We start from the raw sequence: 12,997 nt of genomic DNA, 5'->3' as shown, positions 1-12,997 counted from the left end.
CGGCGTAATCTGGGGTCGCTTCGATAAGCTCTGAGAATTGTGGTAATGGCTGCTCCGTAATTGTTGTCGAAACAATGGAGTCGGTATTTTCAAGCTTGACTGTCAGGGTTTCAGTGGCATCTTCCCAGTTTGACAGTTTCCAGCTTTTCGGCACTATAGGGTTTTTGGTGTTGGAGGTTATTTGTTGATTAATGTTTGAGTTTTCAGGGGTGCTGAATTGTGCGGTTAGTTCTATGGTGGAGGTTATTGAAAGTTCTTCCTGTGAAGGTGGGTATGTTGTTTTGCTTTGGAATATGATGGATTTAAAGTTTCCCTTTATATGGCCGTTTTTTTCTGATTTTGCTGCAAGTAATTTATTTTCCAGATCTTTCTCTCTTTGATCGAGCTTTTTGAGTTTTTCGGCGTAGACCTCTGGCGTTGAATAGAGCTCTGCGTGGTTCCGTTCTTTTCGTACTTCCTTTATGTTGTTTTGTATTTGATTTATTTCATCGTATAGGCGTGCTAGTCCGCTTATCTCACGGCAGTTTTCGACATTTCCGAGGGATGCAAGGATTCGGCCGGCGTCGAATGAGTCTGCAGGACCATAATGCATTTTCAGAGATAGCATTCTGAAATCGCAGTCTGATTCAAACGTTGCTGAAAGGTTTAGATTGTCTTTTCTCAACCTCAATGCGCTGTCCAGCGTGATACCGACTGAAATGCAATCCAAAGCGTCAGACAATGATGCCTCAATAGAGGCCTGCCCGAGCGTACTGATTTCGTAGCGATCTTTTACTTCATCTTTAGAAGCCAGGTCGCTCCAGCTGAACGCTGTGGACTTTTCCTCGACCGTCTTCAGCTGGGTAACCGCCCCCACATAGGGATGTTGTACGGTCCGCGGGTCTCGGAAGAAGCTCAACCACCGCTTCACCATGTTTGTCTCGATAGGGCGGTCCGTCACGTTACCGAGATCGAGCGCTTTGTCCTCGAGCAACAGCAGGTCCTTGGTGCTGATGAAATAATCAACGTTGCGTGTCGGCTCTTTTCCTTCCTCCGCTGGCAGTGAGCTATCGAACACCACGGTGGTCAACCAGGGGTCGTGCAACCGATCCCCATGGATGTTGACCATGACCATCAACCCCGGCATGAACGTCCTGGTCTTCAAATACACGTTGGTGTTTGCAGCAGTCCCTGCTGTGTTGGTCGCCAGTACTTCGCTGCTCTTGAACACGCCTTGCTCGTCATGCCCGTCCAGCGTCATGAACTCATTGGGCGGGCTCCAGTTGCCATCGGTCTGCTGGAAGGCGAATAACACCCGCAAGGCAAAGTACTCGCTGGGCTTGCTGTCGGGCCCCATGGGAATCCCGGTGGTATCACGCTCGACCCACACCACATAACGACGACCGGCAACGATCACCGGGCGGATCAGCTCGATATGGGTACGGTTGTCGTCCGTCTTCGGCGGCAGTGGGGTCAGCGCGATCGTTGCGCTGACCGCCAGGCTGATCTTCTCCCACTCGCCCCACGCCAACATGCTCGGCACGCCCTCTTGATCACGCTGCGACATGTCCAGGGTGCGCCAGTAGAACTCGGTCGGCTCGACGTTGGTCTTGCCGATGAAATGGTAGGTATCGGTCAGTGGCGAGGTGCCGTCGGCATACACCGAGATCGGCTGGATATTGCTCAGGGTTTCGAAGTTGCTCAGATAGCCAAGCATGGCCATGTGGATGTCTTCGGGCTGGCATTTGCCCTGCGCCAGCTGGGTCTCCAGGTCTTTGAAGGCGCTGGTCTTGCGCTGGCGGCGGGTGGGGTCGATGAAGTTCTGGGGCTCGTTGTGCGCATCCTGGCGCAGCCTCCAGCGCTCGTAGCTGCTGCTGAAGTTTTCCCATTCGTCGCGCTCGGCGTCGCTGATCGCGGTGCTGCGGTAGCCGTTTTCCAGGCGTGAGTGGATCTGGTGCAGGTAGCGTTGCAGGCTGGCGGTAGCCGACAGCGTGCGGGTGGTCAGGGGTTCGTGAGACACCTGCAGGTCGATCAGCAGGTAGTCGGCCAGGGTCTGCGTGCTGGTGATCCAGCTGTGTGCCGGGTCGGTGGGCGCCCATTTGCTGATCATCCACTGCATCAGGGCGTCGCGCCAGGCAACGCTGTGCTGTTCATCGACCACCTTGCGCTGCTTGGCGCTGCAGCCTTTGCGCAGGGCCACGGCGGCCTGCTGGAAGGGGGCGTAGCTGTCGGTGCTGGGCAGCTTGCTCAGTTGCAACAAGGTGTCCACTGCCAGCTGGTGTTTGTCTGCCAGCTCAAGGGTGCGCAGCAGGCGATCGATGCCCGTCAAGGTGTCGGGCGGCGCAATGTCGATCAAACCACAGAGAGAACCGCTGGTGCGGCCGAGCAGCTGTTCCAGCGCGGCCCAATGTTCTTTTGCCGTGTTGTCTGCAGATGACGCTTCGTCGTGCGCCTCGAACCTTTTCAGGTATACCAGCAGGTCCTGTTCGCCCATGCCCAGGGCCAGCCTGGCCAGTACTGCCTTGTAACGGCCAAGTTGATAGACGGTGCTCAGGTCCAGCGGGCGGCACTTGTCCGATTTCGGATCCTTGAGGTTGAACCTCTCTGGGGTAAGCGTCAGCTGATCCAGCAGGTGTGCGCTGAGTTTGAACAGTTTTGTCACGTCGGCGTAGCGTTGCAGGGTTGACCACTGCGTGAGGTCACTTTCGGTGAAGCACGCCTTTGGTGTCGTTGACTCTGCAGTACACTGCGCAGCGATGGCCGCTATCCGGGTGCTCAACAGCTCGGCGTCGACCCCGGCCCAGCGCAGCAGGGGCGCAACAAGGTTTGGTGATTCGAGCCCCAGTGCCGTTTTCAGCTGCAGGTGGAGGGCATCGGCGTTCTGGCTGCCTTGAGGGTTGAACGCATTTCCCCATGCCGGGTGGAAGCCAGGCGTCCGGGGATTGAGCAGGTAGGCCAGTTGCAAGGCGTCCATGCCCTGGTGCTGCAGCCACTCCGCAGCCTGCAGCACACCGGCGATCACATCGATGATGTCGGCTTTGCCGGGCTCGCCTGCAAGGCTTGGCTGGCCGGCCAATTGTTGGCAGTAGACAGGGTCCTGATTCATCAGTACGTCGATCAGGGATAGGCCTTGCAGGGTCGACGTGCCGAACAACCGGGCCAGGGCAACGATCCGGTAGCAGGCCGAGACCACGGCCAGCGAGCGTGTCGGTTTTTGCAGATTCCGTGCTTTGACCACCCGATCCAAAATGCCCCGCAGCAAGGTGTCATCCACCCTCAGGCCAAGCGCCAGTTGCTTGACTGTCAGGCCGTCGGCGCCTGTGGTGGACGCAGGATCGAACGCCTTGTCGTCCAGTTTCAGGGAGTGTTGTGCAGGTTGGCCGTCTTCATCATGCCCGGCGGCGAACAGCTGGTCGTAGAACGAAGCCTGCCGCCCAATGGCATAGGGTGAGAGTGCATCGATCAACGCAGCATACTGCTCGGCACTGACGTTGTATTTTTGCTGCAGATGACGGAACAGCCCGAGTGCGCGCAGGGTCTTGTCCGTCAATTGATAGTTGCTGGTCTGGCCTTCGGCACGCAGCGCAGCCATGACCAGCGTGTCAGTCTGGGCTGCGCTCAGGCCCAGGGCCCGCTGCAGGCGCAGTATGCGTTGGAGGCGGTCCAGGTGGGCATCGGTGAGGCCTTCGATGCGCACGATTTTTTTTGTCGCAGGCTGCGCGGGCGCCGATTCGAGCAGATACAACGGCGTTGCACCGTTATTGATGAACACGGCGCCATATACCTGGCTGGATGGCTTGGCGGCTGTGGGCACGTGGGGGCTGCGGGGCACCGCCGTACCGCCCTTGCCGACAGCCTCTACAGCCAGCAACTGGCGCAGTTCACGACGGCTCAGTGCCAGCGCCTTGGCCAGCTTTCGCGTCGTATCGTACGCGGCTGCACTCAGCTTCAGCTCGCTGGGCGTAGCGTGGAGCAGCAGGGTCCGCAGTTGCGGCGAGAAACCGCTGGCCAGTGTGGTGGCCGTCCGCTGGGCTGCCGAAGGCAGATGGGCGAATGTGAACAGTGGATAACAGAGGCTGGTAGCACTCAGCAGGTCCCACAGCTGGACCTGTTTGGCCGCCAGTGTCGCTTTGACCGACTCCCAGGCACGATGGAAGGGCACACTGGCTTGGCCGGAGCCTTGCGCGACCGCTGCTTGTAGCGTCTGATTCTTTGCCAGGGCTTGCTGAGCACGGTTTTCCAGCAGTTCAAGCGTAATCCTGATCTTGGGCAGGGTACGCCGGGCGTTTCTGTCGTCGAGCTTCAACGTCAGCAGGTCAGGGCGCCGTGTCAGCAGGGTGATCGGTGCGTTGACATCCGCGCGTACTTCGAACGCTTGAATCAGTTCCTTGAGGTGCACCAGGTAGGCCAGCCTGCTGTCGTTGCTCATCAACGCCCCGGGCGCGCAGCGTGTGCGGTCTTCCGGGAACAGCTTCATGTAGTTGGCGGCGTCTGGGCGGTTGGCAGGGTTGGTGGCGTCATTCATCGCGGACAGTCCTCGGCAGATGCTGTTGCGCTGACGCGGCTGTAAATCTGCGCCAGGCCCACTGCGGCAAACTACACGCGTCCGCCGCAGGGCACACCTGACAGAAATACTAGGTAGGTCGATGTTTCGCAGGCTCATGCAGGGCCACGCATGCGCTCAAAGTGGCGACGCCGTGGTTTGCCTGAACTGTGTTGTGACAGCGGCTTGCACCGCCAAGGGGCACTGAACGGCCCCGGCTGTTGGTCGAATAAAGCAGTGCCCGCCTGCCGGACAGGCCAGCGATATGGCGGAATCATTGGGCCCCTGTGTGACCCGGCCTGGTCTATGCTCAGGCCTTCACCGGCGGCTCCTGGCTCGGCGGATCACCTACCGTCGGCGGCACGGTCGGCTTGATCGGCAGTTCGTCCGGATCTTCCTCGGGCACCGGCGGCGGCAGCGCCGGTTCGTCGATGTTCGGATCGGGCGTCTCCGGTGGTATGGGAATGTTCATGGCCTGACCTCGCGCGGTGGATGAAGAGGTTCTGCAGGCTTCGACCTGCCGTGCCAGCCATTCGCTCAATTTTTTTGAACCCGCCGCGCACCCACGGCTCTGAACCCTTACCGCCACCAGCTTAGGGGAGCAAGGTTCGATGTCCGGTAATGAGCCCGTCGCAAAAGCGCCTTTCGAGCAAGTGCCCAAGGCCAACGATCATCCCGACCAGGCTATCAGCCTGTCCCAGGCCTTGCTGGCGCCACGCATCGTGATCGAGGACACCACGCCCGTGCTCGACGGCGGCACTTTCGCGGTCAAGGCGGTAAGCGGACAGGCGGTGCAGGTCACCAGCAAGGTCTACAGCGACGGTCATGACCGCCTGGCAGTGGTCCTGCACTGGCGCCAAGCCCATAGCCGGCACTGGCATGGCGTGCCGATGACTTCGGTAGGCAACGATCTGTGGGTTGCCGAGTTCACCCCAGTGGAGCTGGGCTTGCACCTGTTCGGCATCGAAGCCTGGATCGATCCCTACGCCACGTACTGTCACGACCTCGAGAAGAAGTATCACGCCGGGGTGGAGGTCAAGCTGGAGCTGGAGGAGGGCAGGCTGCTGCTGGGTAAGGGCATCGAGCGCAGCGAAGGGCCGTTGCGCAAGCAGCTCGAGCAGTTGCAACAGCGCTTGCCGACGCTGGCGCCGGGCGATCAGGTGGCGTTGCTGCTGAGCCCCGAAAGCGCCAGCCTGATGAGCCAGGCCGAGCACCGCAGTTACCTGACCCGCAGTCCCGAGCTGCCGCTGGACGTGGACCGCGAGCGCGCCCTGTTCGCCAGCTGGTACGAACTGTTCCCACGCTCTGTCACTGACGATCCGGCGCGCCACGGCACGTTCGACGATGTGCACCAGCGCCTGCCGATGATCCGCGACATGGGCTTCGACGTGTTGTACTTCCCGCCCATCCATCCCATCGGCAAGCAGCACCGCAAGGGGCGCAACAATGCCTTGCAGGCGGGCCCCGACGATCCGGGCAGCCCCTACGCCATCGGCAGCCCAGACGGTGGCCACGACGCCATCCACCCGCAACTGGGCACCCGCGAAGACTTCCGTCGGCTGGTCGCCGCCGCCGCCGAGCACGGCCTGGAAATCGCCCTCGACTTCGCCATCCAGTGTTCCCAGGACCATCCCTGGCTTACCGAACACCCGGGCTGGTTCAGCTGGCGCCCGGACGGCACCATTCGCTACGCCGAGAACCCGCCGAAAAAATACCAGGACATCGTCAACGTCGATTTCTATGCGCCCGAGGCCGTGCCCTCGTTGTGGCTGGCACTGCGCGATGTGGTGGTTGGTTGGGTCGAGGAGGGGGTACGCACCTTCCGTGTCGACAACCCGCACACCAAGCCGCTGCCGTTCTGGCAATGGCTGATCGCCAATGTGCGCAGCCAGTACCCTGATGTGATCTTCCTGGCTGAAGCCTTCACCCGCCCGGCGATGATGGCGCGCCTGGGCAAGGTCGGGTACGCGCAGAGCTACACCTATTTCACCTGGCGCAATACCAAGCAGGAGTTGCGCGAGTACTTCGAACAGCTCAACCAGCCGCCGTGGAGCCTGTGCTACCGGCCGAACTTTTTCGTCAATACCCCCGACATCAACCCCTTTTTCCTGCAGACCAGCGGCCGCGCCGGCTTTCTCATTCGTGCGGCGCTGGCGACCATGGGCTCGGGCCTGTGGGGCATGTACTCGGGGTTCGAGCTGTGCGAGGGCACACCGTTGCCGGGCAAGGAGGAGTACCTGGATTCGGAGAAGTACGAGATCCGCCCGCGCGACTTTACCGCGCCCGGCAATATCGTCGCCGAGATCGCCCAGCTCAACCGCATCCGCCGACAGAACCGCGCCTTGCAGACGCACCTGGGCGTGGCCTTCTTCAACTGCTGGAACGACCAGATCCTGTATTTCGCCAAGCGCACGCCCGAGCGCGACAACTTCATCCTGATCGCCATCAGCCTCGATCCGTACAACGCCCAGGAAGCGCATTTCGAACTGCCGCTGTGGGAGCTGGGGCTCGATGACAGCGCCGATACGCAAGGTGAAGACCTGATGACCGGGCACCGCTGGACCTGGCATGGCAAGACCCAGTGGATGCGCATCGAGCCTTGGCACCAGCCGTTCGGCATCTGGCGAATCAGCAAGCTCGGCTGATCCCTTTGCCGGGGTGGGCTTTTGCGGGCGTGACCCGACAGGCCTGCCGCCACTCACAAGGCCGCTCCTGCACAGGGGCGTGCCGAACCCAGAATTGAAAGGAGTCGCACATGGCCAAGCGTTCCCGCCCGGCAGCCTTCATCGACGACCCGCTGTGGTACAAGGATGCGGTGATCTACCAGTTGCACATCAAGTCGTTTTTCGATTCCAACAACGACGGTATCGGGGATTTCGCCGGCCTGATCAGCAAGCTCGACTATATCGCCGAGCTGGGTGTCAACACGCTCTGGCTGCTGCCGTTCTACCCCTCGCCGCGCCGTGACGACGGCTATGACATCGGCGAATACAAGGCTGTGCACCCCGACTATGGCAGCATGGCCGACGCCCGGCGCTTCATCGCCGAGGCGCACAAGCGCGGGCTGCGGGTGATCACCGAGCTGGTCATCAACCACACCTCCGACCAGCACCCCTGGTTCCAGCGTGCCCGCCATGCCAAGCGCGGCAGCAAGGCCCGGGACTTCTATGTGTGGTCGGACGACGACCAGAAGTACGACGGCACGCGGATCATCTTCCTCGACACCGAGAAGTCCAACTGGACCTGGGACCCGGTCGCTGGCCAGTACTTCTGGCATCGCTTCTACTCGCACCAGCCGGACCTGAACTTCGACAACCCGCAGGTGATGAAGGCGGTGATCGGGGTCATGCGCTTCTGGCTCGACATGGGTGTCGATGGTCTGCGTCTGGACGCGATTCCGTACCTGATCGAACGCGACGGCACCAATAACGAGAACCTGCCCGAGACCCATGACGTGCTCAAGGCGATCCGCGCCGAGATCGACGCCAACTACCCTGATCGCATGCTCCTGGCCGAGGCCAATCAGTGGCCGGAAGACACCCGCCCGTACTTCGGCGAAGGCGATGGCGACGAATGCCATATGGCTTTCCATTTCCCGTTGATGCCGCGCATGTACATGGCCCTGGCCATGGAGGACCGCTTTCCGATCACCGACATCCTGCGCCAGACCCCGGAGATTCCTGCCAACTGCCAGTGGGCGATCTTCCTGCGCAACCACGATGAGCTCACCCTGGAGATGGTCACCGACCGCGAGCGCGACTATCTGTGGAACTACTACGCCGAGGACCGCCGCGCGCGCATCAACCTTGGTATCCGCCGGCGCCTGGCGCCGCTGTTGCAGCGCGACCGCAGGCGCATCGAACTGCTGACCAGCCTCCTGCTGTCGATGCCCGGCACTCCGACGCTGTACTACGGCGACGAGCTGGGCATGGGCGACAACATCTACCTCGGTGACCGTGATGGGGTGCGCACACCCATGCAATGGTCGCCAGACCGCAACGGCGGCTTCTCCAAGGCCGATCCGCAGCGCCTGGTGCTGCCGCCGATCATGGACCCGCTGTATGGCTACCAGACGGTCAATGTCGAGGCCCAGAGCCACGACCCGCACTCGCTGCTCAACTGGAACCGGCGCCTGCTCGCGGTGCGCAAGCAACAGAAGGCCTTCGGTCGCGGCACCTTGAAGATGCTGACCCCGAGCAACCGGCGCATCCTCGCCTACGTGCGCGAGTACACCGATGCCGACGGCAACAGCGAGACCATCCTGTGCGTGGCCAACGTCTCGCGCGCGGCGCAGGCCGCCGAACTGGATCTCTCGCAATATGCCGAGCGGGTGCCGGTGGAAATGCTCGGAGGCAGCGCATTCCCGCCCATTGGGCAGTTGCCGTTCCTGCTGACCCTGCCGCCGTATGCCTTCTACTGGTTCCTGCTGGCCTCCCACGACCGCATGCCCAGCTGGCACATCCAGCCTGCCGAAGGCTTGCCGGAACTGACCACCTTGGTGCTGCGCAAGCGTCTGGAGGAGTTGCTCGAAGCGCCGTCGGCAGACACCCTGCAGGCGTCGATCCTGCCGCAATACCTGCCCAAGCGGCGCTGGTTCGCCGGCAAGGTAGGGCCGATCGACGCGGTGCGCATCCGCTATGGCGTGCGTTTCGGCACGCCGTCCACCCCGGTGTTGCTCAGCGAGCTGGAGGTGCTCAGTGACGGTGTGACCAGCCATTACCAACTGCCGTTCGGGCTGCTGCCTGAAGAGCAGATCCACAGCGCCTTGCCCCAGCAGCTGGCGTTGTCGCGGGTGCGCCGAGGTCGACAGGTCGGGCTGATCACCGATGCCTTCGTGCAGGAGTCGTTCGTGCGGGCCGTGTTGCGCGCCTGTCAGGATGACACCCGCCTGCCCTCGAGCGCCGGCGAGCTGCGCTTCGAGTGTACCGAGCAATTGGCTGGCCTGGCGCTGGGTGAGGACAGTGAGGTGCGCTACCTCAGTGCCGAGCAGTCCAACAGTTCGGTGGTGATCGGTGAGCGCGTGGTGCTCAAACTGATCCGACGGGTCAATCCCGGCATTCACCCGGAGCTGGAAATGAGCGCCTACCTCACTGCGGCCGGCTTTGCCAATATCTCGCCGCTGCTGGCCTGGGTCAGTCGGGTGGATGAGCAGGCGCAATCCCACCTGCTGATGATTGCCCAGGGTTACCTGAGTAACCAGGGCGATGCCTGGTCATGGACCCAGAACACCCTGGAGCGAGCGATCCGCGACGAGATGGAGCCCACGCAGGGCAGTGCCGAGGCGCACACCGATGCCTTGTCGGAGCTTTCGGGTTTCGCCACCTTGTTGGGGCAGCGACTGGGTGAGATGCACCTTTTGCTGGCCGCGCCCACCGCCGACCAAGCCTTTGCACCGCGCCCCAGCGACACCCAGGACAGTGAGCGCTGGGGCAGGCAGATCAATGCCGAGCTCAGCCGCGCCCTTGAGCTGCTGGCCCAGCATCGTGAGCAACTGGATCGCGAAAGCCAGGCGTTGGTCGATGACCTGCAACAGCAACGCGAAGGCCTTGCCCAGCACATCGAGATGCTCGCACGCCAGGCCCAGGGCGGCCTGCTTATGCGCGTGCATGGCGACCTGCATCTGGGTCAGGTACTGGTGGTGCAAGGCGATGCCTACCTGATCGATTTCGAAGGCGAGCCAGCGCGGCCGTTGGACGAGCGCCGTGCCAAGCACAGCCCGTACAAGGATGTCAGCGGCGTGCTGCGCTCGTTCGACTATGCTGCAGCGATGATCTTGCGCAGCGCCTCGGCGGTAGACCTCTCCGATGCTGCGCGCCAGGCTCGTCAACGGGTTGCCCGGCAGTACCTGCATCAGTCGCGTCATGCCTTCGTCGAAGCCTACGGCCTGGCCACCGCCGCCATTGCCCATGCCTGGCAGCACGCCGAGGGCGAACGTGCGGCGCTGGAGCTGTTCTGCCTGGAGAAGGCGGCCTACGAAATCACTTATGAAGCCGATAACCGACCCGGCTGGCTGGCCGTGCCTTTGCATGGTCTGCATGGGTTGATCAGTACTTGGGGCGAAGCATGAACCCTGTAGGGAAGGCAGTGTTGCCTGGCACCGGCTGCGCCGGTGATCGCGGGACGAGCCCGCTCCCACAGGTACTGTTGTGCAGGGGTGGGAGCGGGCTCGTCCCGCGATCATGGGCGCAGCCCGTGCCAGGCACTGCGTTACTTTGAAAAATATATGGAATATGGAAAGGGGCAGTGAGATGAATGCATCAATGCGTAGCAACGGCGGCCTTCGCCAACGCGATCTCGACGCCCTGGCCAGCGCCGCGCACGCAGATCCGTTCGCGGTGCTTGGCCCGCACGTCGACGGGGCGGGCGACGAAGTCATCCGCGCCTTCCTGCCAGGCGCCTTGAACGCCCGGGTGCTGGCGCGTCACGACGGGCGCATCCTCGCCGAGATGGAGCAGGGCAGCCTGCCGGGCCTGTTCAGCGCGTACCTGGACGAGCGCCAGCCCTACCTGCTGCAGATCGGCTGGGCCGGAGGCGAGCAGGTCACCGAGGATCCCTACAGCTTCGGCCCGCAGCTTGGCGACATGGACTTGTACCTGTTCGCCGAGGGCAATCATCGTGACCTGTCCGGGCGCTTCGGTGCCCAGCCCATCCAGGTCGACGGCATCGACGGCGTGTGCTTCTCGGTCTGGGCGCCCAACGCCCGGCGCGTCTCGGTAGTGGGCGACTTCAACAACTGGGACGGCCGTCGCCATCCCATGCGCCTGCGCCACGATGCCGGGGTGTGGGAGCTGTTCATCCCGCGCCTGGCCGTGGGCGAAACCTACAAGTTCGAAGTGCTGGCGGCGCACGGCGTACTGCCGCTGAAGGCCGACCCGCTGGCCCGCGCCACCGAACTGCCGCCCAGCACGGCCTCGAAGGTCGCAGGTGCGCTCAGCCACGACTGGCGCGACCAGCAGTGGATGGAGCAACGTGCCCAACGCCATGCCTATAGCGCACCGTTGTCCATCTACGAACTGCACGCGGGCTCCTGGCGCTGCGAGCTGGACGAAGCCGGTGAGGTCGCGCGCTTCTACAACTGGCGCGAGCTGGCCGAGCGCCTGGTGCCCTATGTGCAAGAACTGGGTTTCACCCATATCGAGCTGCTGCCGATCATGGAGCATCCCTTCGGTGGCTCCTGGGGCTACCAGCCGCTGTCGCTGTTCGCACCCACCTCCCGCTACGGCAGTGCGGAAGATTTTGCTGCCTTCATCGATGCCTGCCACCAGGGCGGCATCGGCGTGATCCTCGACTGGGTGCCAGCGCATTTTCCCACCGACGAGCACGGCCTGGCGCGCTTCGACGGCACCGCACTGTACGAGTACGACAACCCGCTCGAAGGGTTTCACCAGGACTGGAACACGCTGATCTACAACCTCGGGCGCAACGAGGTGCGAGGCTTCATGCTCGCCTCGGCGTTGCACTGGCTCAAGCACTTTCACATCGACGGCCTGCGCGTCGATGCCGTGGCTTCCATGCTGTACCGCGACTATTCGCGCAAGGCCGGCGAGTGGGTGCCAAATCGCCATGGCGGCCGTGAGAACCTCGAGGCGATCGACTTCATTCGTCAGCTCAACGACATCGCGCTGCACGAGGCGCCCGGTGCGCTGATCATCGCCGAAGAGTCCACTGCCTGGCCGGGTGTCAGCCAACCCACGCAGCAGGGCGGCCTGGGCTTCGCCTACAAGTGGAACATGGGCTGGATGCACGACACCTTGCACTACATCCAGAACGATCCCGTGCACCGCGCCCATCACCACAACGAGATGAGCTTCGGCCTGATCTACGCCTACTCCGAGCATTTCATCCTGCCCATCTCCCACGATGAAGTGGTGCACGGCAAGCACTCGCTGATCGACAAGATGCCCGGCGATCGCTGGCAGAAATTCGCCAACCTGCGCGCGTATCTGACATTCATGTGGATGCACCCGGGCAAGAAGCTGCTGTTCATGGGCTGCGAGTTCGGCCAGTGGCGCGAGTGGAACCACGACCAGCAACTGGATTGGTACCTGTTGCAGTATTCCGAGCACCAGGGCGTGCAGAAGCTGGTGGGCGATCTGAACCGGCTCTACCGCGAACTGCCGGCCCTGCACGAGCAGGATTGCCAGCCCCAGGGCTTCCAGTGGCTGATCGGCGACGATGCCGCCAACAGCGTCTATGCCTGGCTGCGCTGGAGCAGTGCCGGCGAGCCGCTGCTGGTGGTGGCCAACTTCACCCCGGTGCCGCGTGAGGGCTATCGCATCGGTGTGCCGTTCGGCGAGCGCTGGGTCGAGTTGCTCAACAGCGACGCAGAGCTGTATGCCGGGAGTAATGTCGGCAATCTCGGGGCGGTGGCCGGCGAGGCGGTGGCAAGCCATGGGCAGCCGCTGTCGCTGGCTTTGAACCTGCCGCCGTTGGGGGTTCTGGTCATGAAGCCCGCCTGATGTCGCGGCGCATCCT

The 12,997-nt window shown here is 62.4% G+C and carries 5 protein-coding genes; 3 read left to right on the top strand and 2 right to left on the bottom strand.

From position 1 onward, the window contains the following. On the bottom strand, positions 1-4,504 hold a 4,504-nt coding region (locus APH44_RS09110; protein ID WP_054892368.1), incomplete at its 3' end, for a neuraminidase-like domain-containing protein. 328 nt (positions 4,505-4,832) lie between these two features. Then, on the bottom strand, positions 4,833-4,994 hold the full coding sequence (locus APH44_RS30065; protein ID WP_177339344.1) for a hypothetical protein: 162 nt from the start codon (positions 4,992-4,994) through the stop codon (positions 4,833-4,835). A 139-nt stretch (positions 4,995-5,133) separates the two neighbouring features. On the opposite strand from APH44_RS30065, the gene APH44_RS09105 reads away from it, so the two are divergent. From APH44_RS09105 to glgB, 3 genes are all read left to right on the top strand, one after another. Continuing rightward, complete coding sequence (locus tag APH44_RS09105; protein WP_054892367.1) at positions 5,134-7,167, top strand: alpha-1,4-glucan--maltose-1-phosphate maltosyltransferase; 2,034 nt, start codon at positions 5,134-5,136, stop codon at positions 7,165-7,167. Between the two features lie 110 nt (positions 7,168-7,277). Beyond that, positions 7,278-10,589, top strand: coding sequence for a maltose alpha-D-glucosyltransferase (gene treS / locus APH44_RS09100; protein WP_054892366.1), 3,312 nt, complete (start codon positions 7,278-7,280; stop codon positions 10,587-10,589). Positions 10,590-10,770: 181 nt separating this feature from the next. Next, positions 10,771-12,981, top strand: coding sequence for a 1,4-alpha-glucan branching protein GlgB (gene glgB / locus APH44_RS09095; RefSeq protein WP_054892365.1), 2,211 nt, complete (start codon positions 10,771-10,773; stop codon positions 12,979-12,981). Positions 12,982-12,997 lie beyond the last annotated feature (16 nt).

The organism is Pseudomonas sp. NBRC 111143 (genome assembly GCF_001320965.1).
Classification (GTDB): domain Bacteria; phylum Pseudomonadota; class Gammaproteobacteria; order Pseudomonadales; family Pseudomonadaceae; genus Aquipseudomonas; species Aquipseudomonas machongensis.
The sequence above is the reverse complement of the archived record's forward strand: the minus strand, read 5'-3'. Positions and strand labels throughout refer to the sequence as shown.

Bases quoted from the DNA above. Each gene is read 5' to 3' on its own strand.
- APH44_RS30065 (WP_177339344.1), bottom strand. From the start codon at position 4,994: ATGAACATTCCCATACCACCGGAGACGCCCGATCCGAACATCGACGAA.
- APH44_RS09105 (WP_054892367.1), top strand. From the start codon at position 5,134: ATGTCCGGTAATGAGCCCGTCGCAAAAGCGCCTTTCGAGCAAGTGCCC.
- treS (WP_054892366.1), top strand. From the start codon at position 7,278: ATGGCCAAGCGTTCCCGCCCGGCAGCCTTCATCGACGACCCGCTGTGG.
- glgB (WP_054892365.1), top strand. From the start codon at position 10,771: ATGAATGCATCAATGCGTAGCAACGGCGGCCTTCGCCAACGCGATCTC.